Source organism: Nocardioides rubriscoriae (genome assembly GCF_008087085.1).
GTDB classification, from domain to species: Bacteria; Actinomycetota; Actinomycetes; order Propionibacteriales; family Nocardioidaceae; genus Nocardioides; species Nocardioides rubriscoriae.
Window position 1 is genome coordinate 399,031 of sequence record NZ_VIYJ01000005.1, and the last position, 25,091, is coordinate 424,121.

At 73.5% G+C, this 25,091-nt stretch carries 27 protein-coding genes; 12 read left to right on the forward strand and 15 right to left on the reverse strand.

Annotated elements, in window-relative coordinates:
- The first annotated feature begins 113 nt into the window (after nucleotides 1–113).
- From msrA to FZC61_RS11465, 4 genes are all read left to right on the forward strand, one after another.
- Nucleotides 114–740 (forward strand): peptide-methionine (S)-S-oxide reductase MsrA, encoded by a 627-nt coding sequence (gene msrA / locus FZC61_RS11450; RefSeq protein ID WP_246142657.1) that lies wholly within the window; start codon nucleotides 114–116, stop codon nucleotides 738–740.
- Nucleotides 741–820: 80 nt separating this feature from the next.
- Nucleotides 821–2,191 carry a wax ester/triacylglycerol synthase domain-containing protein gene (locus FZC61_RS11455; protein WP_148614292.1) on the forward strand — a complete coding sequence of 457 codons (1,371 nt, stop codon included), beginning with the start codon at nucleotides 821–823 and terminating at the stop codon, nucleotides 2,189–2,191.
- A 107-nt stretch (nucleotides 2,192–2,298) separates the two neighbouring features.
- On the forward strand, nucleotides 2,299–2,661 hold the full coding sequence (locus FZC61_RS11460) for a YciI family protein (protein ID WP_148614293.1): 363 nt from the start codon (nucleotides 2,299–2,301) through the stop codon (nucleotides 2,659–2,661).
- A 35-nt stretch (nucleotides 2,662–2,696) separates the two neighbouring features.
- Nucleotides 2,697–4,055 carry an ABC1 kinase family protein gene (locus tag FZC61_RS11465; RefSeq protein WP_148614294.1) on the forward strand — a complete coding sequence of 453 codons (1,359 nt, stop codon included), beginning with the start codon at nucleotides 2,697–2,699 and terminating at the stop codon, nucleotides 4,053–4,055.
- A 13-nt stretch (nucleotides 4,056–4,068) separates the two neighbouring features.
- Here the strand turns inward: FZC61_RS11465 and FZC61_RS11470 are convergent, their stop codons facing one another.
- Genes FZC61_RS11470 through FZC61_RS11505 form a run of 8 tightly spaced genes read right to left on the reverse strand, consistent with a single transcriptional unit; the run spans nucleotide 4,069 to nucleotide 8,858 of the window.
- Entirely contained in the window at nucleotides 4,069–4,566 is a 498-nt protein-coding gene (locus FZC61_RS11470) for a GNAT family N-acetyltransferase (protein WP_246142639.1), read from the reverse strand.
- A complete protein-coding gene (locus tag FZC61_RS11475; RefSeq protein WP_148614295.1) occupies nucleotides 4,563–5,111 on the reverse strand; it encodes a DinB family protein in 549 nt (182 codons plus the stop codon). The genes FZC61_RS11470 and FZC61_RS11475 overlap by 4 nt, the downstream gene beginning before the upstream one ends.
- 49 nt (nucleotides 5,112–5,160) lie before the next feature.
- On the reverse strand, nucleotides 5,161–5,784 hold the full coding sequence (locus FZC61_RS11480; protein ID WP_148614296.1) for a DUF6518 family protein: 624 nt from the start codon (nucleotides 5,782–5,784) through the stop codon (nucleotides 5,161–5,163).
- 52 nt (nucleotides 5,785–5,836) lie between these two features.
- Nucleotides 5,837–6,577: a VOC family protein gene (locus FZC61_RS11485; protein WP_148614297.1), complete on the reverse strand. Its 741-nt coding sequence runs from the start codon at nucleotides 6,575–6,577 to the stop codon at nucleotides 5,837–5,839.
- Nucleotides 6,574–6,897 (reverse strand): pyridoxamine 5'-phosphate oxidase family protein, encoded by a 324-nt coding sequence (locus FZC61_RS11490; RefSeq protein ID WP_148614298.1) that lies wholly within the window; start codon nucleotides 6,895–6,897, stop codon nucleotides 6,574–6,576. Before FZC61_RS11490 ends, FZC61_RS11485 begins: the two co-directional genes overlap by 4 nt.
- A gap of 25 nt (nucleotides 6,898–6,922) precedes the next feature.
- Nucleotides 6,923–7,702, reverse strand: coding sequence for a TSUP family transporter (locus FZC61_RS11495; RefSeq protein WP_148614299.1), 780 nt, complete (start codon nucleotides 7,700–7,702; stop codon nucleotides 6,923–6,925).
- A 32-nt stretch (nucleotides 7,703–7,734) separates the two neighbouring features.
- Entirely contained in the window at nucleotides 7,735–8,169 is a 435-nt protein-coding gene (locus tag FZC61_RS11500) for an ester cyclase (protein ID WP_148614300.1), read from the reverse strand.
- Complete coding sequence (locus FZC61_RS11505) at nucleotides 8,166–8,858, reverse strand: hemerythrin domain-containing protein (protein ID WP_170286077.1); 693 nt, start codon at nucleotides 8,856–8,858, stop codon at nucleotides 8,166–8,168. Before FZC61_RS11505 ends, FZC61_RS11500 begins: the two co-directional genes overlap by 4 nt.
- 88 nt (nucleotides 8,859–8,946) lie before the next feature.
- Between FZC61_RS11505 and FZC61_RS11510 the strand changes: the two genes are divergently transcribed.
- The 4 genes from FZC61_RS11510 to FZC61_RS11525 all read left to right on the forward strand — a co-directional run bounded on the left by FZC61_RS11510 (nucleotide 8,947) and on the right by FZC61_RS11525 (nucleotide 12,195).
- Nucleotides 8,947–9,570 carry a TetR/AcrR family transcriptional regulator gene (locus FZC61_RS11510; RefSeq protein WP_170286078.1) on the forward strand — a complete coding sequence of 208 codons (624 nt, stop codon included), beginning with the start codon at nucleotides 8,947–8,949 and terminating at the stop codon, nucleotides 9,568–9,570.
- 9 nt (nucleotides 9,571–9,579) lie between these two features.
- Complete coding sequence (locus FZC61_RS11515) at nucleotides 9,580–10,473, forward strand: cobalamin-binding protein (protein ID WP_148614303.1); 894 nt, start codon at nucleotides 9,580–9,582, stop codon at nucleotides 10,471–10,473.
- A 153-nt stretch (nucleotides 10,474–10,626) separates the two neighbouring features.
- Nucleotides 10,627–11,409 (forward strand): GAF domain-containing protein, encoded by a 783-nt coding sequence (locus tag FZC61_RS11520; RefSeq protein WP_148614304.1) that lies wholly within the window; start codon nucleotides 10,627–10,629, stop codon nucleotides 11,407–11,409.
- A 90-nt stretch (nucleotides 11,410–11,499) separates the two neighbouring features.
- Nucleotides 11,500–12,195 (forward strand): GAF and ANTAR domain-containing protein, encoded by a 696-nt coding sequence (locus FZC61_RS11525; RefSeq protein WP_148614305.1) that lies wholly within the window; start codon nucleotides 11,500–11,502, stop codon nucleotides 12,193–12,195.
- Between the two features lie 40 nt (nucleotides 12,196–12,235).
- On the opposite strand, the gene FZC61_RS11530 is transcribed toward FZC61_RS11525, so the two are convergent.
- The 4 genes from FZC61_RS11530 to FZC61_RS11545 all read right to left on the reverse strand — a co-directional run bounded on the left by FZC61_RS11530 (nucleotide 12,236) and on the right by FZC61_RS11545 (nucleotide 18,625).
- A complete protein-coding gene (locus tag FZC61_RS11530; protein WP_148614306.1) occupies nucleotides 12,236–12,964 on the reverse strand; it encodes a response regulator transcription factor in 729 nt (242 codons plus the stop codon).
- Nucleotides 12,965–13,043: 79 nt separating this feature from the next.
- Nucleotides 13,044–14,792, reverse strand: coding sequence for a sensor histidine kinase (locus FZC61_RS11535; protein ID WP_170286079.1), 1,749 nt, complete (start codon nucleotides 14,790–14,792; stop codon nucleotides 13,044–13,046).
- 255 nt (nucleotides 14,793–15,047) lie between these two features.
- Nucleotides 15,048–17,096: a vWA domain-containing protein gene (locus FZC61_RS11540; protein WP_148614308.1), complete on the reverse strand. Its 2,049-nt coding sequence runs from the start codon at nucleotides 17,094–17,096 to the stop codon at nucleotides 15,048–15,050.
- 140 nt (nucleotides 17,097–17,236) lie between these two features.
- A complete protein-coding gene (locus FZC61_RS11545) occupies nucleotides 17,237–18,625 on the reverse strand; it encodes a magnesium chelatase ATPase subunit I (protein WP_148614309.1) in 1,389 nt (462 codons plus the stop codon).
- Nucleotides 18,626–18,746: 121 nt separating this feature from the next.
- On the opposite strand from FZC61_RS11545, the gene FZC61_RS11550 reads away from it, so the two are divergent.
- From FZC61_RS11550 to FZC61_RS11565, 4 genes are read left to right on the forward strand one after another with little or no spacing between them, the layout of a single operon-like run.
- Nucleotides 18,747–20,177: a WS/DGAT/MGAT family O-acyltransferase gene (locus tag FZC61_RS11550; protein WP_211357210.1), complete on the forward strand. Its 1,431-nt coding sequence runs from the start codon at nucleotides 18,747–18,749 to the stop codon at nucleotides 20,175–20,177.
- Nucleotides 20,178–20,211: 34 nt separating this feature from the next.
- A complete protein-coding gene (locus tag FZC61_RS11555) occupies nucleotides 20,212–21,045 on the forward strand; it encodes an adenylate/guanylate cyclase domain-containing protein (RefSeq protein ID WP_148614311.1) in 834 nt (277 codons plus the stop codon).
- Nucleotides 21,042–21,425: a YchJ family protein gene (locus FZC61_RS11560; RefSeq protein WP_281289812.1), complete on the forward strand. Its 384-nt coding sequence runs from the start codon at nucleotides 21,042–21,044 to the stop codon at nucleotides 21,423–21,425. The genes FZC61_RS11555 and FZC61_RS11560 overlap by 4 nt, the downstream gene beginning before the upstream one ends.
- On the forward strand, nucleotides 21,422–21,967 hold the full coding sequence (locus FZC61_RS11565; protein ID WP_211357211.1) for a GNAT family N-acetyltransferase: 546 nt from the start codon (nucleotides 21,422–21,424) through the stop codon (nucleotides 21,965–21,967). Before FZC61_RS11560 ends, FZC61_RS11565 begins: the two co-directional genes overlap by 4 nt.
- Here FZC61_RS11565 and FZC61_RS11570 read toward each other — a convergent pair.
- From FZC61_RS11570 to FZC61_RS11580, 3 genes are all read right to left on the reverse strand, one after another.
- The gene (locus tag FZC61_RS11570) at nucleotides 21,937–22,728 is read right to left on the reverse strand and encodes an aminoglycoside phosphotransferase/kinase family protein (RefSeq protein ID WP_148614312.1); all 792 of its coding nucleotides are present in this window, start codon (nucleotides 22,726–22,728) and stop codon (nucleotides 21,937–21,939) included. The two genes, FZC61_RS11565 and FZC61_RS11570, sit on opposite strands and share 31 nt — an antisense overlap.
- Before the next feature lie 634 nt (nucleotides 22,729–23,362).
- A complete protein-coding gene (locus FZC61_RS11575) occupies nucleotides 23,363–24,559 on the reverse strand; it encodes a lipid-transfer protein (protein ID WP_148614313.1) in 1,197 nt (398 codons plus the stop codon).
- Complete coding sequence (locus tag FZC61_RS11580) at nucleotides 24,556–25,029, reverse strand: Zn-ribbon domain-containing OB-fold protein (protein WP_148614314.1); 474 nt, start codon at nucleotides 25,027–25,029, stop codon at nucleotides 24,556–24,558. Before FZC61_RS11580 ends, FZC61_RS11575 begins: the two co-directional genes overlap by 4 nt.
- Between the last annotated feature and the right edge of the window lie 62 nt (nucleotides 25,030–25,091).

Below are 25,091 nucleotides of genomic sequence, written 5' to 3' on the forward strand. Positions count from 1 at the left end.
CACCCCCAGGTAAGGCCTTCGCTGGAACGAAGCGCCTACCGTCGGGGTTGTACCGGGTGCCCGCACCCCGAGCCCGCCAGGAGGCGACCGTGTTCTTCAGCCGCAAGTCCGAGATGATCACCCCCGAGGCCGCCCTGCCGGGCCGTGACTCCGACCCGTTCCAGCGCTCCGACAAGCACCGCGTCCTCGGCACCCCCGTCGTCACCGACGAGGTGCCCGAGGGCCACGAGGTCGCGATCTTCGGCCTCGGCTGCTTCTGGGGTGCCGAGGAGATCTACTGGCAGAAGCCGGGCGTGTGGTCGACCTCGGTCGGCTACGCCGGCGGGTTCACCGCCCACCCGTCGTACGAGGAGGTCTGCAGCGGCCGCACCGGCCACACCGAGGCCGTGCGCGTCGTCTTCGACCCCGCGGTGGTCTCCTACGCCGACCTGGTCAAGACGTTCTTCGAGGTCCACGACCCCACGCAGGGCATGCGCCAGGGCAACGACGTCGGAACCCAGTACCGCTCGGCGATCTACGTCACCAGCCCCGAGCAGGAGCAGGTCGCCCGCGACCTGACCAAGATCTACGGCGACGAGCTCGCCCGGCGTGGCCTGGGCGACATCACCACCGAGATCCGGCCCGCCGCCGAGGTGCCCTACTACTACGCCGAGGAGTCGCACCAGCAGTACCTCGCCAAGAACCCGAACGGCTACCGCTGCCACGCCAACACCGGCGTGAGGTTCCCGGCCGACGCCTGACCCCGTCGCCGCCGCGGGACCCTCGCCTCTCCGCGCCCGGCGGGCGCCGCCGTAGCGTGTCGGCGGCAGGAGGTCCCGTGATGGCGAAGTTCATGCTCAACTCCGATGCCTTCGCCTGGCAGATGGAGGCCGACGCCGCGCTGCGCTCGACGGTGGTGAGCGTCGTGATGCTCGACCGGTCGCCCGACCACGACCTGCTGCTCGCCCGGTTCCGGCGCATCTGCGACGAGGTCCCGATGTTCCGAGAGCGGGTCGTGGAGACGCTCCCGCCGGCGCCGCCGCGCTGGGAGCTCGACCCCGACCTCGACCTCGACTGGCACGCGCGGCGGGTCACCGCCCCCGCCCCGGGCACGCTCGACACCGTGCTCGAGATGGCCCGCCGGGCGCAGATGGCCGAGTTCGACCGGGCGCGACCGCTGTGGGAGGTCACCGTGGTCGACGGGCTCACCGACGGCGCCGCAGCCCTGGTCTGCAAGCTGCACCACTCGTTGAGCGACGGCATCGGCGCGGTCCAGCTGTCGCGGATCCTCTTCGACCTGCCCCTCGGACCGGGGGCCACCGGCGGCCGGCCCGAGACCCCTGCCCCGCCGTCGCGGCTCGACCCGTGGACCGACCCGCTGCGCTACGACCTGTCCCTGGTCGGCCGGGCCGCCCACCTCGGTCTCCGCACGGCCCCCGCCGCCCTGCTCCACGCCGTACGCCGGCCCGTGGCGAGCACGCGGGCGACGGCAGGGATGACGGCGTCGGTCTACCGGATGGTGCGCCCGATCAACCACTGCGGGTCGCCGATCATGACCGAGCGCCGGTTGATCCGACGCCTCGGCACTCACCAGGTGCCGCTGGCGGCGCTCAAGGCGGCCGGCCGTCAGGGCGGCGGGACGCTCAACGACGCCTTCCTGGCCGGGGTCGCCGCCGGGCTGCGGCGCTACCACGACCGCCACGGCGTCCCGATCGAGGACCTGCACGTCACCATGCCGCTGAGCACCCGCAGCGAGCACGACCCGATCGGCGGCAACCGGCTGACCCTGATGCGCTTCGACCTGCCGGTCGGCCTCACCGACCCCGCCGACCTGGTCGGCGAGATCCACGAGCGGGTCGCCGCCGTGCGCGCCGAGCCGTCGCTGCCCTACACCCAGGCGATCGCGGCCGGGCTCAACCTGCTGCCGCGGTGGTACCTCGCGAGCGTGCTGCGCCACGTCGACTTCCTCGCCAGCGACGTGCCCGGGCTCCCGGTGCCGGTCCGGCTGGGCGACGCGAGGGTGACCATGCAGTACCCCGTCGGCCCCACCATCGGCGCCGGGGTCAACGTCACCCTCATGACCTACGTCGACACCTGCGCGCTGGGAATCGACGTCGACGTCGGCGCGATCCCCGACGTCGACGAGTTCCACGCCTGCCTGGTCGCCGGGTTCGAGGAGGTCCTCGCCCTGGCACCGACGTCGGCCGCGTGACCGTATCCCGCCCGGCCATTCGTCCGGGCTGTCGTATCCGGGCGGCCCCGTTCGTGGTGGTGTGGGACGACGGGCCACCGAGGTCCGCGCCGACACGAGGAGCCGACTTGGCGGAGTACTTGCTCTACTTCAACCAGCGGTGGGTGGGCGACCACAGCAAGGAGTGGTTCCGCGGGCGCGGGCCGCGCGCGATGGCGGTCACCGAGGAGATGAAGCAGGCCGGCGTCTACGTCTTGGCCGGCGGCCTCGAGGAGAACACCCCGGTCCACCACGCCGACTCCACCTGCGGCACCACCGCGATCGTCGACGGGCCCTACGCGGAGTCCAAGGAGTTCCTCAGCGGCTTCGCCATCGTCGACGTGCCCGACGACGAGACCGCGAAGCAGTGGGCCGCCAAGATCGCGGAGGCCTGCGGCTGGCCGCACGAGGTGCGCCGGTTCGGGTCGCAGCGGCCGGCGACGGCGGGGTGAGCCCCGGCCGACCGGCGCCCTGAGACACTGGGTGCATGGTTGACCTTCCTCGCAAGGCCGCGACGCGCACGGCCCGACTGGCCGCCCTGCCGTTGGGCTACGCGGGCCGCAAGACCGTCGGCCTGGGTCGTCGCATCGGGGGCGCCCCCGCCGACGTCGTGCTGACCGAGATCCAGCAGCGCACCGCCGAGCAGCTCTTCCGCACCCTGGGCGAGCTCAAGGGCGGCGCGATGAAGTTCGGCCAGGCGATGTCGGTCTTCGAGGCCGCCCTGCCCGAGGAGATCGCCGGTCCCTACCGCGACCAGCTCACCAAGCTGCAGGACTCCGCTCCCCCGATGGCGACCCAGACCGTGCGCGAGATCCTCGCGCGCGACCTGGGCCCCGACTGGAAGGACCGCCTGGTCTGGCTCGACGGCGGCCCGACCGCGGCGGCGTCCATCGGCCAGGTCCACCGGGGGCGGTGGCGCGACGAGTCGGGCCGCGAGCGCGACGTGGCGGTCAAGGTCCAGTACCCCGGCGCCGGCGAGGCGCTGCGCTCCGACCTGCGCCAGCTCGCCCGGCTGGCCCGCACCGTGGCCCCGGTCTTCCCGGGCATCGACATCAAGCCGCTGATCGCCGAGATGCAGGAGCGCGCCGTCGAGGAGCTCGACTACGCCCTCGAGGCCGAGGCCCAGCGCGTCTTCGCGGCGGCGTACGCCGGCGACCCCGACATCGTGGTCCCCGAGGTCGTCGCGGTCGGCCCGACGGTGATCGTGACCGAGTGGATGGACTCGGAGTCGTCGCTGGCCGCGATCATCCGCGACGGCACCGTCGAGCAGCGCGACCACTACGGCGAGCTGCTGTCGCGGTTCATCGTGTCCAGCCCGGCGCGCACCGGCATGCTCCACGCGGACCCGCACCCCGGCAACTTCCGCATCATCCCCAGCCCCGATGGGGGTCTGGGCCGCCTCGGCGTGCTCGACTACGGCGCCGTGGCGCGCCTGCCCGAGGGCGGGATGCCCCCGGCCATGGGGACCCTGATCCGGCTCTGCGCGCTCCAGGACGGCGAGCAGCTGCTTGCGGGCCTGCGCCGCGAGGGCTTCGTCAAGGACAAGATCAAGCTCGACACCGAGCCCCTGATGGACTACCTCGCCCCCCTGGTCGAGCCGACCCGGGTCGAGCGGTTCCGCTTCACGCGCGCGTGGATGCGCGAGCAGTTCGAGCGGGTCAACAGTCCGCGCGAGCCCGCCTACACGGTCGCGATCAAGCTCAACCTGCCGCCGTCGTACCTGCTCATCCACCGCACCTTCACCGGGTGCATCGGCGTGATGAGCCAGCTCGAGGCCGAGGCACCGTTCAGGGCGATCCTCGAGGAGTACCTCCCGGGGTTCGCCGAGGAGCCCGAGGCCGGCTGACCGGTCACCACGGTCACGTCAGCGGCAGGTGCATGACGTGCAGGCCCACCCGCCCGTGGGTGCGTGAGTCGAAGGCCTCGGGGACGGTCCCGATGATCGTGAACCCCAGGCTCTGCCACAGGCGCACGGCGGCCGCGTTGGTCTCGACCACGGCGTTGAACTGGATCGCCGCGTAGCCCTGGTCGCGGTGCCAGGCCACCACGTGCTCGCCGAGCCGGCGTCCGACGCCACGACCGCGCGCCGCCGGCGCGACCATGAAGGACGCGGTGCCGACGTGGCTGCCGCGTCCGGGCCGGTTGGGCCCCATCTTGGCGCTGCCCAGCACCTCGCCGTCCTCCTCCAGCACGACGGTCGCCCCGGGCGGGCTCTCGGCCCACCAGCCCAGGGCCTCGTCGCTGGTGAGCCCGAGGGGGAACGCGTAGGTCTCCCCCGCCTCGACGATCTCGTGCCAGAACGCGAAGACCGCCGGCCAGTCGGCCACGGTCATCGGCCGGACCACTGCCTCGCTCACTCGCCGACCTGCCCGTCGACCGCCTCACGGATGAGGTCGGCGTGGCCGTTGTGGCGGGCGTACTCCTCGATCATGTGGAGCAGCACCCACCGCAGGCTGACCCCCTCGCCGGTGCGGGGGTGCCGGCGTACGGCGAGCGTGTCGGCGCCGCCGGCGGCCGCGGCGGCGTCGAGGTGAGCGTCGCAGGTCGCGACGACCGAGTCGTAGAGGGCGTGCAGCTGCTCGGGGGTGTCGTCGGCGGCGGTGCGGAACTCCCACTCGGGGTCGACCTCGCCGTCGACCTCGTCGAAGGGCGCCACGGCGGGCACCCCGGCCAGGTTGACCCCGAACCACCAGTCCTCGACGAGCGCGAGGTGCTTGAGCAGCCCGGCGAGGTGGAGCGTCGACGACGGGAGGGTCTGCGCCATCTGCTGCTGGGTCAGCCCGCTGGTCTTCCAGCGCAGCGTGTCGCGGTGGTAGTCGAGGTAGGCCCGCAGCGTCGTCACCTCGTCGGAGGCGTAGGGCGGGTTGTCGCGGTGGACGGGCTGCGCGGGGGTCGAGGTCACCGTCGCGACGCTAGTGCGCCCCACCGACGGTCGTCGCCCGGTCTTGCCGTCAGAAGCCCGCGAGCGCGAAGCCGGCGACGCACAGCACGCCCAGCGGGACGCAGAGCGCGGCTGCCCGCACGGCCGAGGCCGGGCCGCGCGAGGTCGCCGCCAGCACCGCGAGCGCGACCGCGACGGTCAGCAGCGCGGTGTCGGGCAGGGCGCGGCGCAACCACGCCTCGGCGAGCAGCACCCCCACGACCAGGGCGACGGCACCCGAGGGCGCCCAGCCCGCGGGCCCGGCCGAGACGGGCCCGGTCGAGACGGCCCCGGCGGCCCCGAACCCGGCGCCCGCCACCACCGCCATGGCGTACCAGGAGAGCGTGGTGGGAGTGACGAACGAGGCCAGGGACGCGAGGTCGACGACGGCGGCGGCGAGGTAGTAGGACGCGACGCCCACCACGAGCAGCACCGCACCGGCCGCCGCGGCGAGCCCCGGCGGGACCCGCAGCGAGCGACCGAGCACGAAGGCGGCCAGCGCCCACACCGCCGACGAGTTGGCGAGGTCGGCCAGCGGGTAGGGCAGCAGGCGGATCAGCACGAGGTCGGCGACCCCGAGGGCGACCCCGAGCGCGGCCGCCCGGGAGAGCACGACCGCGGCGTCGTGGCGGGCCGGGGCGAGGGTCTGGGTCATGCCCGCCACGCTAGGCAGCGCCGGCGACCGCTGCCTCCGCCCGAGGTGCCGGTCAGCCGACCGTGGGTACCGGGCTGCGGTCGGTGACGCAGTACGTCGTCCCGGTCGGGTCGGTCAGCACCGTCCACTGCGGGTGCTCGGCCGTGACGGTGGCGCCGAGGCGCTGGTGGCGGGTGACCTCGGCGGCCCGGTCGTCGGCCGACAGGTCGAGGTGGAAGCCGGGCTCGCGGTCGTCGTCGAGCCGTTGCAGCAGGATCCGCAGCGGGCCGGGCCCGTCGAGCCGGCGGAACTCTCCGTCGGGCGGCACGGTCGGCGTCGGGGCGAAGCCGGTGAGCTCCTGCCAGAACGCGCACTCCGCGTCGTACGACGCCGGGCCGACGTCGAGGCAGACCTGGTCGACCGCCGACCGCCCGCCGGGCCAGGCCACCGGGGTCGGCGGGCGGGAGACGTGGTGAGTGACGAAGCAGAAGGTCAGGCCCGCCGGGGAGCGCATCACGACGTAGCCGTGGTCGGCGACCTCGACGGCCCCGAGATCGACGGCGCGCGCCGCCGCGGCCCGCGGGTCGGTGACGTGGAGGTCGAGGTGGAGGCCCGAGTGGCCCTCGACCAGGCGCTGCACCCGCAGCACGGCGTCGCCGTGGCGCGGGACGAGCGTGGCGAACTCGAGGTCCTCGCCGCGGGGCGCGGAGACCCGGCTCCCGGTGACCTCGGCCCAGAACACCACGCCACGCTCGAAGTCGTGGTCGGTGAAGTCGAGGAAGGCGCTGAGCCAGAAGGGCGCGGTGGCGCTCACGGCAAGGCCTGCTTGTGCAGCACCGCGCCGGTCGGGGTGATCACCACGTCGTCACCCTCGACGACGGCGGTGCCGTCGACCAGGAGGCTGAAGTCGGGCGCGGTGCGCGGCGGGTAGAGCAGGGTGACGACCGGGTTGGCGGCCACGTTGGCCAGGCTCCCGCGGCCCGGCGCGGCGGCGCGCAGGACCGCTCCGTCGAGGATCGGCGCCACGCTGACGGCCTTGACCCGACCGTCGGTGCCGGAGGTGGTCAGCAGGAAGCCGGCGTCGAAGTCGGCCAGGGTCTCGCCGAGCCGGTCCACGGCGACAGGGATGCTCATGGGCCCACCGTAGCCACCTGCGCGCTCACCACGCGCCGAGGACGTCGCCGCCGATCCGAACGACGAAGGCACTGACGACGACGATGAAGAAGCCCCGCACGAACCCCGCCCCCCGGGCCACCGCCGTCCGCACCCCGAGGTAGCCGCCGACCACGTTGGCGACGCCCATCACCAGCCCGACCTGCCAGACCACTGCTCCCTGCGGGACGAACACGCACAGGGCCGCGAGGTTGGTGGCCCAGTTGGCCAGCCGGGCCTTGGCGCTGGCCTCGAGGAAGCCGTAGCCCATGAGGCCCACCAGTGCGAAGACCAGGAAGCTGCCGGTGCCCGGCCCGAGCGCACCGTCGTAGAAGCCGATGACCAGGCCGGTGAGCATCGCGACCGAGGTGTGCCGGCCGCCGGTGAAGCGCAGCGCGGTCTCGCCGCCCAGGTCGGGCTTGAGGAGCACGTAGGCGCCGACCACGACCAGCGCCACCAGCACGATCGGGTCGAAGGCACTGCGCGGGATGGTGCTGGCCACCAGGGCACCGGCCACCGACCCGGTGAACGCCAGCAGCATCAGCGGCAGGAACGTCCGCGGGTCGGGCCGCACCCGGCGGTAGTACGTGGCCGAGCTGACGGTGGTGCCGCAGATGGACGCGAGCTTGTTGGTCGCCAGTACCTGGACCGGGCTGGCGCCCGGCAGGCCCAGGAGCAGCGCCGGCAGCTGGACCAGCCCACCGCCGCCGACGACCGCGTCGACGTAGCCGGCCGTGAGGGCCGCGAGCGCCAGGAGAGCCAGGACGCTCAGCGACGGATCCGGCACCGGGTCACCCTAGTGTCGGCCCCAGGTCGGCCTCACCCCTCCCACGGGTCGGGCAGGACACCGAGCTGCACGAGCGTGCCGAGCCAGTCGGTGCCGACCCAGTCCTCGACGATCCGGGCGTCGTCGCCGAAGGTGAGGAACTCCGTCACCCAGGTGCTGATGCGGCGTCCGGTGGCGGGGCGACCGCGCAGACCGCCGGTATCGGTGCCGGTCAGGGTGAGCCGCGCAGCGACCCGGTCGCCGGTCGCGACGAGCTCGTCGACCTCGACGTGCAGGTCGGGCAGGGCGACGTGGTAGCCGCGGATCACGGCGGCCTTGGCCGCCCCGCCCGTCAGTGCGGGCGCGGCCGGCGTACGGAAGTCGGAGCGGAACAGCTGGTCGGCCACGGCGTAGTCACGGCCGTTCCACACCTCGTCGTAGAGCCGCCGCGCCACCGCCTCGACGTCGCGGGTCCCTCGGGTGCTCACGGAGTGGCCGTGCCGTGGATCCGCCGGGCCCGGCGGGCGTAGGCCCGGGGCGCCACGCGCGGGAGGACCAGACGTGGCACCGCCGGCATCCGGCCGACCATGTCGCCCAGGACCTCGGCGTCGCCCTCGTACATCAGCATGCCGACGAGCACCGGCCCCTCCGACCGCGGGATCGCCGCGAGTCCGTCGCGCTCGAGCTCCTGCCACTCGGCCACGGTGAGGTGGGCCGCCGCCAGCGGCAGGACGTGCTCCTCCTCGGCCGCGAGGTGCTCGTCGAGGGCCTCGGACAGCTCGCCGAGCGTGCGGGCGAGGCGCTCGCCGCCCTCCGCCCCTGCACCGTCGACCCAGCCCGCGAGCTGGGCCTCGGCCGCACCGAGGAGCGCGGCGATCGTCTCGTGCTGTGCCTCGACGAGGGCGACCGTCCGACCGACCTCGGCGGGCACGCGGGCGTGCAGGCGCGGCCAGAGCAGCCGGTCCTCGCCGTCGTGGTGGTGGTGCAGCGCGCGGACCAGGCCGCGCAGGTGGGCGGCGACGCGGCGGGTCTGTCGGCGGTCGCCCGGCGCCACCCGCCGCACCGCGGCGGGCGCCAGGCGGAACTCCCGGCGGAAGGCGCGGTGGGCCATGACCATGTCGCGCACGTCGACGCCGGTGCTGGGGTGGGGGCGAAGGACGGGCTGATCGATCTCCATGACGGGACTTCCTCGAGGTCGGGCGAGAGTGGAGCACATTGGTTTGAACGTCACTGTATTAAATCACTTGTACATGTACGATGCAACGGTGAGCACCCCGACCCGCCGCTACAGCTCGTCCCTCCGCGCCCGTCAGGCCGCCCAGACACGCTCCGACGTGCTGCTCGCCGCGATGCGACTCTTCGCCGCGGACGGCTGGGCCAAGACCACGCTGCAGGCGGTCGCCTCGCAGGCCGGGGTCTCCGTCGAGACCGTCTACAAGGGGTGGGGGTCGAAGAAGTCGCTGCTGCGAGCGGCCATGGACGTCGCCATCGTCGGCGACGCGGAGCCGGTCCCCCTGCTGGAGCGGGAGGGCTTCGTCCGGCTGCTCGACGCGCCGCCGGCCGAGCGGTTGCGCGGTGGGGTCGCCCTGCTCGCCGGCCTCTACGCAGGCCCGCTGAGGACGGTGTGGGCCGCGATGAACGAGGCCGCAGCCGGCGACCGCGAGGTGGCGGGCTGGTGCGAGGAGCACGAGGAGCGACGCCGCAGCACGCTGGCCGAGTGGCTCGTCACGGTCTACGGACGGCCGTGCGACGACACGACCCTCGACTCGCTGTGGGTCCAGGGCAGCCTCGAGGTCTTCACCAAGCTCACCGTCGAGCGGCGATGGTCCTCGGAGCAGTGGGCCTCCTGGTACGTCGCCCGGGTCGAGGACGCCCTGGGGGCGCCGTAGGGTGCTGGGGTGCGCGTGGTCTCCCTGCTCCCGTCGACGACCGAGATCCTCTTCGCGATCGGCGCCGGCGACGACGTCGTGGGCGTCACCTTCGAGTGCGACACCCCGGCCGAGGCACGCACCCGCACGATCGTGTCGACGACCTCGATGCCGTCGGGCCTCACGCCCGCCGAGATCGACGCGTTCGTCACCGGGGCCGCGAGGCGCGGCGAGGACCTCTACCGCCTCGACGCCGGCGCGCTCGCCGGGCTCGACGCCGACCTCGTCGTCACGCAGGACCTCTGCGCGGTCTGCGCCATCGACGTCACGGTGGTCGACGACGCGCTGGCCCACCTGGGCTGCACCGCCGAGGTCTTGACCTTCGACCCGCACACCGTCGAGGAGGTGCTGGCCTCGGTGCTCACCCTCGGCGCCGCGGTCGGCCGCGCCGACGAGGCGTCGTCACTGGTCGCGTCGTTGCGCGGCCGCCTCGACGCCGTACGCCGTGGGGTCGGATCGGGCCCGCGACCCCGGGTCGTCGTGCTCGAGTGGACCGACCCGCCGTACGCCCCGGGGCACTGGATCCCCGAGATGGTCGAGATCGCCGGCGGCGAGTGCGTGCTCGGCACGGCCGGCGCGAAGTCGACCCGCGTGCTGTGGGACGCCGTGCACGACGCCCGGCCCGACGTCGTGGTGGTCGCGCCGTGCGGCTACGACCGCGCCGGCGCGCAGGCCCAGGCCGACGCCCTGGTCGCCTCCGGAGCGCTGCCCGACGGCGTGCTCGTGCACGCCGTCGACGCCGACGGCATGTGGGCGCGACCCGGCCCCCGTCTCGTGGACGGGGTCGAGGAGCTCGCCGCCGTTCTCCAGCGAGCGGCCGGCACCCGCACCTCGCAGCCAGCCGTCGACTACCGTCGGCTGTGACGCGCCCTCGGGCGGCGCCACGACATCCACACGGGCTGGGAGGCCGCACCATGCCGGCCCTCACTGGCGCCCTCGTCGGTCGCCGTCCTCGTCCGCTCCCCGCGAGCCGTGGGTCGCGCGCTCCCCGCCAGCCGCGGGGACGGGCGTGACGGGGTGGACCGAGCGAAGGTCGGAGCGACCGAACGTCGGCTGCGCGAGCACGCCCGTGCCGCCTGCGACCCGGGGTCCGAGGCGGTGCGCGACACCGGTGCCGCGATCGACTGCCTGTGCCGGCTCGCGGTCACCGAGCTCGGCCTGCTCGGCGCGGCGGTGACCCTGATGACCCCCACCGCCCCGAGCCCGGGCGCGGCCGTCGCCCCTGCACCGCCGGCGTACTCGCAGGCGGTCGCGGGCGCCTCGGACGAGCGGGCCCACGAGCTGGAGCACCTGCAGTTCAGCCTGGGAGAGGGGCCGAGCGCACATGCGTTCACGACCGGACGGCCCGTGCTGGTGCCCGACCTCGAGGCCGCCTTCGCGCGGTGGCCCGCCTTCGCACCGGCCGGGCTGCGTGCCGGTCTGGGCGCCGTGCACACCTTCCCCCTGCAGCTCGGCGCGGTCCGCTTCGGCACACTGACCCTGTACGACGGCCGGTCGCGGTCGTTGTCGTCCGACGAGGTCACGACCTGCCTGATCCTGGCCGAGATCGGCACCGAGCGGCTGCTCGAGAGCGCCGCCGACGGCACGTCGCACGCACTCGACCCCGGCCTCGACCTCGCGCTGCGGTTTCGCAGCGAGGTCTACCAGGCGCAGGGCAAGGTGGCGGTCCAGCTCGGCGTCAGCCTGGCCCACGCGCTGCTGCTGATGCGGGCCCGCGCCTACGCCAGCGACCAGGACCTCTCCGACCTGGCGATCGCCATCCTCGATGAGACCATCGAGATGGGCCGCCATGTCGACTAGACCCCGTCCGTGCTCACGCAGCCGGACTACCACCCAGACACCACCCGACGCACCCACCCAGCGGGTCTCCCGCGAATCGAGGTCCCACGCATGATCGCCACCGACAAGCTGGCCGACGTCTTCGTCGAGCTCGCGGACTCCCTGGTCGACGACTTCGACCTGGTCGACTTCCTCCAGCGGCTCACCGACCACGCCGCCGACATGAGCGGAGCCTCGTCGGTCGGGCTCCTGCTGGCCGACCACCACGGCCAGCTGCAGTTCATGGCGGCGTCCAACCAGTCCGGCAAGGCCCTCGAGCTCTTCCAGCTGCAGCACTCCGAGGGTCCGTGCCTCGACTGCTACACCACCGGCGAACCGGTGGTCAACGCCGAGCTCGAGCAAGCGGCGTCACGGTGGCCGCACTTCGCGCCACGCGCGATCGAGGCCGGGTTCCGCTCGGTGCACGCGTTCCCCATGCGGCTGCGCGACCAGACGATCGGGGCGCTCAACCTCTTCGGCGACAGCCAGACGCGCTTCGCCGCCGACGAGACGCGACTAGTCCAGGCCCTCGCGGACGTCGCCACCATCGCGATCCTGCAGGAACGCAGCATCTCCCACGCCGAGGTGCTCACCCAGCAGCTCCAGGGTGCCCTCAACAGCCGGATCCTCCTCGAGCAGGCCAAGGGGGCGCTCGCCCAACGTGAGGGAGTCAGTACCGAGGTCGCGTTCTCGATGCTGCGCAAGCAGGCACGCAGCACGCAGCGCCGGCTGGTCGAGGTGGCCGCCGAGGTGCTCGAGGGCCTCTGACGCAGCCCCGTCCCACCGCGCACCGCGGCCTGCGTCCCGGTCAGGAGCGGTACGCGCGGTCGACCCCCTCGGGTCCGTGCGTCCGGGCGGCGGAGGGAAGGCAGTCGCCCAGGCCGTGACCGAAGAACCACACCATCGCCTGAGGTCGGGTCCTGACGTCGATGCGACGGTAGGTGCTGCGGATGTAGGTCTTGACCGTATTGATCGAGACGAAGAGCTCGGTGGCGATCTCCTCGTTGCTCAACCCGGCTGCGATCCGGCACAGCACGGCGAGCTCGCGCGGTGACAGGTCGACCCCGTGCGCTTCCTGCGAGCCCCGAGGACCCGCCGCGACCTCGCGGGTGAGGGAGGCCGGTCGGTGGAACCGCCCCTCCAGGGCGTCGACGACGGTGCTGACCACCCGGTCGGCGGCCCATGCGGACGAGATGAGCCCGTCGGCGCCTCGTGCCAGGGCCTGCCGCGCGAGATCCGGGCGGGCCTCGGGGTACAGGGCGAGGACCCCGACACCCCGCCCGGGGGCCCTCACCAACGAGGTGATGCCGCCCGAGCTTGCTGCCGTCACCACGTCGACGACGACCAGGTCGGCCCGGCCGGCCTCGCGCTGCGTCTCGCAGGTCTCCAGCCCGAGCTCGTGACGAGCCTGCAGGACGGCGGTGAGCCCCGCGGCGACCACGTCGCTCACCCCGACGAGCAGCACGTGGCGGCGGACTCGCGTCAGCAGCCGCAGGTCGCGGTGAGGACCGACGGTTGGTCGGGTCGTGACGGTCATGAAGCCTCCGGCCGGTGCCGAGCAAGGGCATCGTCATGGTCCGGGACGACAAGATCGGGACCGACGCTACCTGCCCGCCTCACCCCCTGGGCTCCGCCCTAGGGGTGACGTGTCGCACCGGCCTCAGGTGGTCGACGGGCGCGTCGGCCGGGAGCACGACCGTGACCTCGGTGCCGGTCCCGGGCTCGCTGCGCAGCGAGATGACGCCTCCGTGCAGCTCGACGAGGGTCCGGGTCACCGCCAGACCGATGCCGAGGCCCTGGATGTCCTGTCGGGCGGCGAGCGGCGAACGGTAGAAGCGGTCGAAGGCGTGCCGGCACTCGGTCGGGCTCATGCCCATCCCGGTGTCGGTCACGGTCAGCACGACCGCCCCGACCACCGCGTCACCAGCGGTCGGCCGCTCGGCCCGCTCGGCCCGCTCGGCCCGCTCGAGGGCGACCGTGACGTCACCACCGGGCCCGCTGTACTTGAGGGCGTTGGTGACCAGGTTGTCGAGCACCTGCTCGTAGGCGGTGGCGTCGACGAGGCACAGGAGGTCCGTCGCGATCCGCGTGTGCAGCCGCGCCTGGTGGCGCTCGGCCAGGACGCGGTGCTTGTCGGTCGCGTCGCGCGTCAGCAGCGAGAGGTCCACGCGCCGCCGGTCCAGCACGACCTGGTTGGTCGGGGCGCCCAGGAGCAGGTGGTCGACGCGGGCCAGCAGCACGGCCGCGTTGCGGTGGACGATCGCGAGCAGGCGGGCCGAGGTCGAGTCGACCGCGGAGTCCGGGAGGGTGTCGTGCAGCACCTCCAAGCACCCGATGATCGAGGTCACCGGGGCGCGCAGCTCGTGCGACACGGTGGTGAGGCGCTGCTCGCGCCCCTGGGTCGACGCGAGGACCGAGGTGACGTCCCAGCCGACGAGCACCACGCCGATGCGCGCACCGTGGTCGTCGGCCATCTCGTGGCACGACGACAGCACCGCCACCTGCTCGTCGTCCGGCCCGATCCATTGCACGAGGCCGGACCAGGTCTCCCCCCGGGCGGCCCGGGCGACCACCTGGTCGTCGACCCCGACCCGGGTGGAGCCGTCAGCGGCGCGCGCCCGCGGTCCGGCAGCGGGGTCGGTGGGGTCGACCGCGCCTCGCGCCACCAGGTCGTCGGCGCGGGCGTTGCACACCGCCGGCCTCCCGTCGAGGACGACCGCGACGGCGGCGTCGAAGCCCGCGAGCACCTCGTGGAGCGTGACGCGGCGCTGGTCGGGGGCAAGCAGGGACACAGACCCCTCCGCCGCCTGCTCGTGCCGGGCGACGGTCCGGGTCACCAGCAGCATCGGGAGCCCGACGCACAGGCACGCCACCGCTGGCAGGGCGAGGTCGATCCACCCGGACGTGCTGACGGGCGGGCCCAGCGTCGCCACCACGGGCACGACGGCCATCGCGAGCGCAGCGGTCACGCCCACCGCGAGCCCGACGACCCCGAGCTCCGTGCTCAGCCACATCGTCGGCAGCACCACCAGCACGAGCGCCAGGAGGTCGACGACGCGGAGCGAGGACGACAGCCCGCGGCTGCCGCCGAGGTGGACCAGCGCCGCGGCTACGAGGTCCAGGAGCGGGACGACGACCCACCACGAGCCGACGAGGCGCTCCCACGGCACGCAGACCGCCACGACGGTCGCCGCAGCGACCACCGCCAGCCCCGCCGCCAGGTCGGCCTGCTGCAGCACGTCGCGTTGGGACGACGTCAGCGGCAGCGGGACCACGCACACGGCCAGCAGCCCCGGCGGCACCTGCCAGGCCCAGGCGACCACCCGGCGCGCTGCGGCGACGGCATTGCGCTCGGCTCCCGGCACTCCGCTGCGTGTGGTCGTACGTAGCATGTCGGCCCCCGGTCCTCGTCGGTCCACCAGGTGCTGGCCCGCGAGCCGCGCGCCGGGCCGAGGTTCGGACCGCGTGACGGTGAGGGGAGCACGGCTGCCGGGGACCGGGGCAGCATCGAGCGATGGCTGACTGCGAGGCTACGCGACCTGCGACGGTCCCGGAGGGTGTTCGGCACTCCTGGGGGCACGTGGCAACCGGGCTTGCTTACGCCCCGACGACCCGGACGGTCAGTCGGCCCAGTAGCCCCGGCCGCCGAAGATGTCGCCGTACGCCGAGCGCATGGCCGACATGGTGCCGCCGAGCATGCCGCCGGGTCGCCCGGCGTCGCGCGAGCCGAGGTAGGAGCCCACGACCGCGGCGCCCAGGTCGTCGAGCTCGGGGCTGACCATCCGGCCGTCGACGCGCTGGGCCATCTGCTCGATGAAGCGGGCCAGGCCGGGGTCGTCGCCGAGGCGGAAGAACGTGGTCTGGGCGCCCATCCGGCGTGAGTTGTCGAGCTCGCGCACCGCGTTGGCGATGGTGACCGGGTGCGGCGGGTAGGAGAAGTAGACCTCGCCGCTGGCCTCGAGGTGGGAGGTGGGCTCGCCGTCGGTCACGATGAGCAGCACCGGCTGGGCGTTGGGGTGCTTGCGGAAGTGGCGGTTGGCCAGCAGCAGCGCGTGGTGGAGGTTGGTGCCCTTGTCCCACCGGGCGTCCAGCGCGGTGAGCTGCTCGATGTCCATCACCTCGGCGTGCCGCCCGAAGCCGATCAGCTGCAGGTGGTCGCCGCGGAAACGGCTCCTGACCAGCGTGTGCAGCGCCAGGGCGGTGCGCTTCATCGGCACCCAGCGGCCGTCCATCGCCATCGAGAACGACGTGTCGACCAGCAGCGCGACGCAGGCCTGGGTGCGGGCCTCGGTCTCCTGCACCTCGACGTCGTCGATGGCCAGCAGCCGGGTGTCGGTCCGGTCTGTCGCACGGCGTCCCACACCGTTGAGGACGGTGCGCGGCAGGTCCCACGGCTCGGTGTCGCCGAACTGCCATTCGCGGGTCGCGCCCGAGCGCTCGCCCGCGGCGCCGGCCTTGTTCATGTCGCGCTGGCCCTGGCGCCCGCTCATCCGCTGGGCGACGTCCTTGAGCAGCGCCTTGCCCAGCTGGCGCATCGCCTTGGGCGTGAGCTTGAGCTGGCCGTCGGAGCCGCGCTTGAGGGTGCCGCTGTCGCGCAGGGCCTTCTCGAGCTCCTGCAGCGTCCGGGCGTCGACGGCGGCCTGGTCGCCGAGCTGGCGGGCGAGCTTGTCGAGGTCGACGTCGTCCATCCGCGAGCCGTTGTAGGACTGGGCGAGCTGCTCGGCGAGGTCGTCGAGGTCGGCGAGGTCCTGCAGGACGCCGGTGCCGTCACCGAGCCCCATTCCCTGGTCCCCGTCGAACCGCTCGGAGCCGCCCCAGTCCTCGCCGGGGCGCAGGGCCTGCAGGTTGGCGTCGAGCTGGCCGAGCTGGTCCATCAGCTCGGGCGACCCGAACGCCTGGGCGCTGAGCTCCATCAGCTCCCGGCGCTGCTCGGGCGTCATCGAGTTCATCATCCGCTGGGCGGCCGCGGCGCGCTGCGCCATCGTGTCGAGCAGCTCGTCGATGGTCTGGGGGTTCTCGGGGAAGAAGTCGCCGTGCTTGGCCATGAAGTCGGCGAAGTCCTCGGGGGTGTCCTCCCCTCGCGCGTGCTTGGCCAGCATCTCGTTGAGGTCGCGGAGCATCTCGTTGATCGCCGCCCGGTCGGCGTCGGTCGCGTTCTCCAGGGCGTCCTTCATGCCCTTGAAGCGCTGGTCGAGCAGCTCGCGCCCCAGCAGGTCCTTGATCTCCTCGTACGCCGCGCGCGCCTCGGGGCTCTGCCAGTCGTAGTCGCTCAGCTCGCTGACCGCGGCGGCGGTCGTCGGTGAGAGGTTCTCCAGCTGCATCTCGCGGAACGCCCGGTCGGCGTCGTCCATCATCGCGTCGCGGGCCAGCTGCTTGCGCTCCTCCAGCACCGCCTTGTCGAGCAGCTCCCTGACCTCGCGCAGCGTGCCGTCGAGGTTGTTCTTCTGCAGCAGCTCGCGGCGCCGCTCGGCCACCTTGCGGGCGAGCTCGTCGAGCCCGGCCTGGTCCTGGCCCCCACGACGCAGGAACTCGCGCATCGCCCGCTCGGGGCTGTAGCCGGCCATGACGTCCTCGCCGATGGCGTCGAGCGCCTCGGCGAGGTCGACGGGCGGGGCTAGCGGGTCGCCCCCGTCGTACTTCTTGAACCGGTTCTCGCGGGTCCTAGCCATGGTGGACTCCCCGTGCAGGTGCCTCAGGATTCACCGGCCGGCCGGTGAATGCCTGACCGGGCCGATGGAATTTCGTCGTCCCGGTCGGGGTTTCACCGGCCGGCCGGTGAAACCAGGGACGGGTGGGACCCACCCACCACTCAGCCATACACCGTCTCCGAGCCGTCGGTGTCCTTGCCGATCTTGCGGGCCAGGTAGAGGCCCTCGAGGGCCAGCTCGATGGCGCCGGCGCGCTGGCCGTCGTTGGTGGCGCCCAGGCGCTCGCAGACCTGGTCGTAGAGCTCGGACTCCCCCAGCACCGGCAGTCCGGTGAGGAAGTCGCGGGCGGTGACCTGCTCGCCGGTCGTCACCATGGCGCCGGCCTCGATCTTGTCGACGAGCAGGGCGAAGTCGAGGCCGCGGAAGTGGGCGCGGACGGTCTCGGCGACGGCCGTGCGCAGCAGGTGGGTGAGGATCTCGTCCTCGCGGCCCTCCTCGCCGGTCTCGAACTCGATCTTGCCGCCGAGCACCTCGACGGCGGTCTCGAGGTCGACGACCCGGGCCACGGCCTCGTCCTCGCCCTGCACGGTCGCGCGGTGGATCGCCGCGGCGGCGATGGTCTCGGCGCCGGCGATCGCGAAGCGCGCTGAGACCCCGGAGCGCTGGTCGACCGCGGAGGAGTCGCGCAGCTGGCGGGTGAAGCGGGCCAGGATCTCGACGAGGTAGTCGGGCACCTCGGCGACCAGGTCGGCCTCCTGGCGGATGACGGCGACCTCGGCGTCGAGCTCGGTCGGGTAGTGCGTGCGGATCTCGGCGCCGAAGCGGTCCTTGAGCGGGGTGATGATGCGACCGCGGTTGGTGTAGTCCTCGGGGTTGGCGCTGGCCACGACCAGGACGTCGAGGGGCAGGCGCAACACGTAGCCGCGGATCTGGATGTCGCGCTCCTCCATCACGTTGAGCATCGCGACCTGGATGCGCTCGGCGAGGTCGGGCAGCTCGTTGATCGCGACGATCCCGCGGTGCGAGCGCGGGATCAGGCCGAAGTGGATGGTCTCGGGGTCGCCGAGCGAGCGGCCCTCGGCGACCTTCATCGGGTCGACGTCGCCGATCAGGTCGGCCACCGAGGTGTCGGGCGTGGCGAGCTTCTCGGCGTAGCGCTCGTCGCGGTGGCGCCACTCGACGGGCAGGTCGTCGCCGAGCTCGGCGGCGCGGCGCTTGGACTCGTGGGTGATCGGCTCGAAGGGGTGCTCGCCGAGGTCGGAGCCGGCGATGACCGGGGTCCACTCGTCGAGCAGGCCGACCATGGTGCGCAGCAGCCGGGTCTTGCCCTGGCCGCGCTCGCCGAGCAGGACGACGTCGTGCCCGGCGATCAGCGCCCGCTCCAGCTGGGGGATGACGGTGTTCTCGAAGCCGTGCAGCCCGGGCCAGGGGTCCTCCCCGGCGGCCAGCCTGGCCAGCAGGTTGTCGCGGATCTCGGTGCGCAGGGTCTTGTGGACGTGGCCCGACTCGCGCAGCTCGGCGACGGTCTGGGCGGTAGGAGCTGAGGTCACCGTTTCACGCTACTCGGCCGTCCAACGCCGGGGGTGGTCACCGTGAGGTCCGCCACACCGCGCGCACTAAGGTGCCTGTCGTGAGGTCGAGCGACGACCCACGTGCATGGGGGTACGACCGATGGCGCGCAAGCTGCTCAAGATCAACGACTCGTCCTGGCTGTTCGCCGAGACCGCGCGCACCCCCATGCAGGTCGGGATGCTGGCGACCTTCCGGGTCCCCGAGGACCGGCCGACCTTCGTCGCCGACCTCGTCCGGCGCTGGCGCACGGTGCACGAGTTCCGCCCGCCCTACAACTACCTGTTCAAGAGCCTCCCGGTGCCCAGCTGGGTCGAGGTGCCCGACGAGGCCGTCGACCTCGACTACCACCTGCGCCACTCGGGCCTGCCCGCGCCGGGCAGCCAGCGCGAGCTCGGCGTCCTGGTCTCGCGCCTGCACTCGGCCAAGATGGACCGCCGCTACCCGCTGTGGGAGGTCCACGTCATCGAGGGCCTGCGCGACGAGGGCGTCGAGCGGTGGGCGCTCTACATGAAGGCCCACCACTCCCAGGTCGACGGCGTCGGCGGGGTCCGGCTGCTGCGCCGGATGTTCTCGGTCGACCCCGACGCCCGCGACATGCTGCCGCCGTGGGCGGTCGGCACCCACGGACCCGACCAGTCCGGCCTGCCGCCGCGCGAGAAGAAGGCGGAGGTCGTGCGCGCCGAGCCCGGTGGCGGGGTCGTCGACCTGCTCGGCGGCGGCGTGCGCAGCGGGGCCTCGATCCTCGGCTCGCTGGGCCGCACGTACGCCGAGACCCTCACCGGCCGCCTCGAGACCGGCCGGGCCGCGCCGTTCCGCGCGCCGCAGTCGATCTTCAACGGCCGCATCCACACCCCGCGCCGCTTCGCCACCCAGCACTACTCGATCGAGCGCCTGCGCACGCTGGCCAAGGCCGCCGACGGCAGCCTCAACGACGTCTTCCTCGCGGTCTGCGGCGGCGCGCTGCGGCGCTACCTGCTCGAGCACGACGCGCTGCCCGGCGAGTCGCTGACCGCCAACGTGCCGGTCTCCGTGCGCGCCCACGAGGGAGCCCGGGTCGGCAACGCCGTCACCTTCCTGTTCTCCCGGCTCGGCACCGACGTCCACGACCCCCGCAAGCGCTTCGAGGCGGTCAAGACCTCGACCCGCCTGGGCAAGCAGCGGCTCCCCGAGGTCGGCCAGACCGCCATGGACGCCTACACCGCGGCGCTGATGGGCCCGTTCCTGACCCAGGCCCTGCTCGGCGTGGGCGGCCGCGGTCGCCCGTCGGCCAACATCGTCATCTCCAACGTGCCGGGCCCCTCCGAGGTGCGCTACCTCGACGGCTCGCCGATGGAGGAGATCTTCCCGGTGAGCCTGCTCTTCAACGGCCAGGCCCTCAACATCACCGCGGTCAGCTACGCCGGCGAGTTCAACATCGGCTACACCGGCTGCCGCGACTCCGTGCCCAGCCTGCAGCGCATCGCGGTCTACTCCGGCGAGGAGCTCCGGCTGCTCGAGGAGGCCTACGGCGTCGCCGACGTGCACGCCTAGCCGCCTGCCCTCGCCGCCTGCGTAGAGTTCGGCCGTGGTCTGGGCGCTGCTGGTCGTGACGGTGGCGCTGGCCGTGGCCGTCGGTGTGCTGGCCGTCACGGCCGCCCGGTTCCGTCGCCAGCGGGCCGAGCTGTCCGCGCGGCAGGCCCGCATCGACCAGCTCGAGGCCGACCTGTCCGCGGCCCTGCGGCCCCGGCCGGCCTCGTCGGCCGCCGAGCGCGCCGTACGCCGGGTGGTGCAGACGGCGACCAAGGTGCGCGAGCAGGGCCTGTCGGGCCTGCTGGCCAGCTCGATCGACGACCTGCAGACCTGGGCGGTCTCCGAGCGCCAGGAGGTCCTCGGCATGGCCGACGTCGACGGCCGGGTGACCCTGATGTTCTCCGACATCGAGGACTCCACGCCGCTCAACGAGCGTCTCGGCGACGACGCCTGGGTGCGGGTGCTGGCCGCGCACGACGCGCTGGTGCGGGGCCGGGTCGAGCGCTACCGCGGGCAGGTGGTCAAGAGCTTCGGCGACGGTTTCATGATCGCCTTCCGCGACCCCGAGGCGGCCTGCCGGGCCGCGGTCGGCATCCAGAAGGACCTGCGCCGCACCCTCGACCCGCGGCTGCGCCTGGTGGCGCCGATCCGGGTGCGGATCGGCATCCACACCGGCGAGGCGATCAGCAAGGACGGCGACTACTTCGGCCGCAACGTCGCGATGGCCGCCCGCGTCAGCGCGCTGGCCACCGGCGGCGAGGTGCTCACCACCGCCGCGGTCGCTGCGTCCCTCGACGACGACGCTGCGGTCGAGCTCGTCGAGATGGGCGAGGTCGAGCTCAAGGGCCTGCCCGGCACCCACACCGTCTACCGCGTGGTGACCCAGTGATCGCGAGCACCGGGACGACCGGGGCGGCGGACTGCCCATGCAGCTCCGCCGCGTCGTACGACGCCTGCTGCGGGCGGCTGCACCGTGGCGCCGCCCAGGCCGCGACGCCCGAGGAACTGATGCGTTCGCGCTACGCGGCGTACGCCGTGCGCGACGGCGACTACGTCTGGCGCACCTGGCACCCCCGCACCCGCCCGCTCAGCGTCACCCCCGACCCCGACGTGCGCTGGACCGGCCTGGTGGTGCACGACGCGGTCGACGACGAGGTGGAGTTCACCGCGTCGTTCGAGCGGCTCGGCGAGCCCGGGCGCCTGCACGAGCGCAGCGTCTTCGCCCAGCGCGCCGGCCGGTGGTTCTACGTCGAGGCCGTCCCCGCGTGAGCGACCCGCTGGACCAGCCCATCGTGCGCGAGCGGCGCCCCGACGACCTGCCCGTGCTCTGCGACCTGCTCGCGGCCCAGCAGGCCGAGTCGTCCTACCCGGTGCGGTGGCCGCTGCCCTTCCCGGTGCACGACTTCCTGGTGCGGCCCGGCGAGCTGAAGGCCTGGGTCGTCGAGGTCGACGGCGAGGTGGCCGGCCACGTGACGGCGGCGTCGGTCGACGAAGCACTGGCCCCGGTGTTCGAGGGGGCGACCGGCGCGCACGGGCACCACATGGTCTCGGTGCTGTTCACCGGTGCGGCGGCGCGCGGCCGCGGCCTCGGCGGGCTGCTGCTCGACACCGCGGTCGCCTGGATCCGCGAGCGCGGCCACGTGCCCGTCCTCGACGTGGTGCCGGTCCACGCACCGGCCCTGGCCCTCTACCGCAGTCGTGGCTGGGTCGAGGTGGGGTCGTGGCGGTTCCCGTGGCTGGCGCCCGAGCTGCCCGACGTGGCGCTGATGGCCCTGCCGCCCTACCCGAGCAGGTCGAGCACGCCCAGGTAGGGCTCGTCGTGGCCGGGCCCGTCGGCCAGCGCCCGGAAGAGGATCGCGCGCAGCATGGCCTGCCGGTCCGCGCCGTGGCGCCAGGGGGCGAGCGCCGTCCGGTCCGCGTCCCACCACAGCACGGAGTCGAGCACGCACACCGCCTCGGCCCACCGCGGCGCCCGCCAGGCGGGCGCGACGTCGATGACCAGCGGCGCGCCGCCGCCGTCGATGAGCACGTTGCCGGCGAGGTCGGCGTGCACCAGCTGCTCGCGGCCCAGGTCGACGTCCTCGAGCAGGGCCACGACGTCACTGGCCGTCCCGTCGAGCGCCCAGAGCAGGTCGGCGGTCGGGCCGAAGACGAGCCGCTCGGCCCGTGCCCAGCGGTCCTCGCGCCGGTCGAGCCCCGGCGGGCGGGACCGGACGACGGCGTCGAGCTGGGCGTGCAGGAGCCGCCCCGCGGCCAGCGTCACCTCGAGGTCTTCGCACGTCGTCGCCCCCGGCTCCCACCGCGTGGCGCCCCACCCGTCGACGACCCAGGACCCGTCGCGCGCGGGCACCGGCAGCGCGACCCGCAGGTCGCGACGCCGACGTCCGGGCGCCTCGTCGAGCCGCACCGACAGCCGCGCGAGCATCGGATAGAGCCACTGCGCCACCTCGCCCTCGCGCCCCGGCGACAGCACCAGGTCCCCGGCTCGGAAGCTCGCGCCCCGCCCACCGGGCAGGGGCTCCGGTGCCTCGGGCACGGCGAAGAGGTCGAGCACCTCCGGCGGCGGGATCACGAGCGCCACGGTAACGATCACGCCGTCGGCCGCGCACGACGCGCCACGACGAGCGATCCGTCACGTGGGCTCGTCACCCAGGCCAGGCGGGCGCACGACTGCGACCAAAGGTCCGAGCCGGGCACGGCCGTCCCGCGTGAGGAGCGACGCAGGACGGACTTCCGGTAGTACTCGTGCGAGCAGCCCCGCGTCCTGCCCTCGACCGACCCCGCCGAGGGTCGGGTGCTCCGACATGCCGACGACCGGGCTCAGACCCGGCCGCTCGTAGAAGGACGTGCACAACGGAACCGTACGAGTCCGACTCGCGCTCGGCGACCTCTACTGGCCGCGCGCGAGGGTCCGTTGGGCATGTTCTTGCACGAGCGGGCACGCGCTCAGGTGCCGCCCCCGGTGCGGTGTGCCGCCGCGGTGCGTCAGCCACCTTCTGCGGCGACAACAGCCCCCGGAAAGGTGGCTGGCTCACCGCCGCGAGGCCGAGCTGTCCCGCCTGACACCCCAGCGGTGGGTGAGCCACCTTCTGCATCAAGGTTGGCATGGAAGAGCGTGGCTCACTCACCGCCCGCACCGGCCGCGAGCGGGATCCGCCCCCCTTGCCGCCCCGAGTGCGGCCCTGACGAGCGCCAGGTCCACCCGCTCAGCGCGCGAGCAGCACCGACGACCCGTGCCCGAAGAGCCCCTGGTTGGCGCTGATGCCGACCCGGGCGCCCTCGACCTGGCGGCCGGTGGCCTGGCCGCGCAGCTGCCAGGTGAGCTCGCAGACCTGGGCCAGCGCCTGCGCGGGCACGGCCTCGCCGAAGCAGGCGAGCCCGCCGGACGGGTTGACCGGGATCCGACCGCCGATGGTGGTGTCGCCGGCGCGCAGCAGGGCCTCGGCCTCGCCGGGCTTGCAGAGCTGGAGGTCCTCGATCCAGTCGAGCTCGAGGGCGGTCGACAGGTCGTAGACCTCGGCGACGTCGACGTCGTCGGGGCCGATGCCGGCCTCCTCGTACGCCGCCACGGCGATCGACTGCTTGAAGGTCAGCTCACCCACGCCGACGGCGGCCGTCGAGTCGGTCGCCAGCATCGGCATGTCCATCACGGTGTTGGGGAAGGTCGGCGTCACCGTCGACACCGCGGCGACCCGCACCGGCTCGCTCAGACCCAGACGGGCGGCGTACGCCTCGCTGACGAGCACCACCGCGGCCGCACCGTCGGAGGTCGCGCAGATGTCGAGCAGGTGCAGCGGGTCGCTGACCACGGGCGAGGCCAGGACGTCGGCGACCGAGACCTCCTTGCGGAAGCGCGCGTGCGGGTTGGCCAGCCCGTGGCGGGCGTTCTTGACCTTGACCGCCGCGAAGTCCTCCTGGGTGGCGCCGTGCAGGTCCATCCGACGGCGCGCGTAGAGCGCGAAGTACATCGGGTTGGTCATGCCGAGCAGCCGGAAGCGCAGCCAGTCGGGGTCGTCCCACCGCTCCCCCGCGTTGGGCTTGAGGAAGCCCTTGGGCGTGGTGTCGGCGCCGACGACCAGCGCGACCTCGCACAGCCCGGCCATGATGCGCGCCCGGGCAGTGTCGATGGCCTGGGCGCCCGTCGCGCAGGCGGCGTACGACGTGGCGACGCGAGATCCGTTCCAGCCGAGGGCCTGGGCGAAGGTCGACCCCGCGACGTAGCCGGCGTAGCCGTTGCGCACGGTCTCGCCGCCGACGACGAGCTCGACGTCGTCCCACGCGACCCCGGCGTCGGCGAGCGCGGCACGGGCCGCATGCACGCCGTACTGGACGAAGCTCCTGCCCCACTTGCCCCACGGGTGCATGCCGACGCCGGCGACGACGACCCCGTTGCTGCTGCTCACTGGTCGGCCTCCTCGCCCATCTCGACGACCGGCTTCCAGCGCCAGATCGTGCGGTCGCCGGTCTCGTCGGTGTGGAGCGTCTCGACCACGAGCTCGGCCTCGGCGCCGACCCGCAGGTCGGCGACGCCGTAGCCCTGCGCGACCTGGCCGAGGACCACGATGCCCTCGGGCAGCTCGACCGCGGCCAGCGCGAACGGCTCGTACGCCGCCCCCTCGGCCTGCGGGGGCACGAACGGCTCGGGCGGCTGGTACTGCGCGTCGGTGTAGGACCACACGGTCCCCCGCCGCGAGAGCGCGGTGGTCTCGACCGTGTCGCCGTCGCAGCGCGGGTTGCGGCAGAAGGCGGCGGCGGGATCGGGGGCGGGCGGGAAGACGACGTCGCCGCAGGTGGTGCACCGCGAGGCGAGGAGCGTGGGCTCGTCGCCGGTGGTGAACCAGCCGTCGACGGCCGGGGTGGTGGTGCTCACCATCGCAGGCTACCGCAGAACTAGAACGTGTTCTCGCTGTCGTCCGGTCGACCCCGTCGACAGCT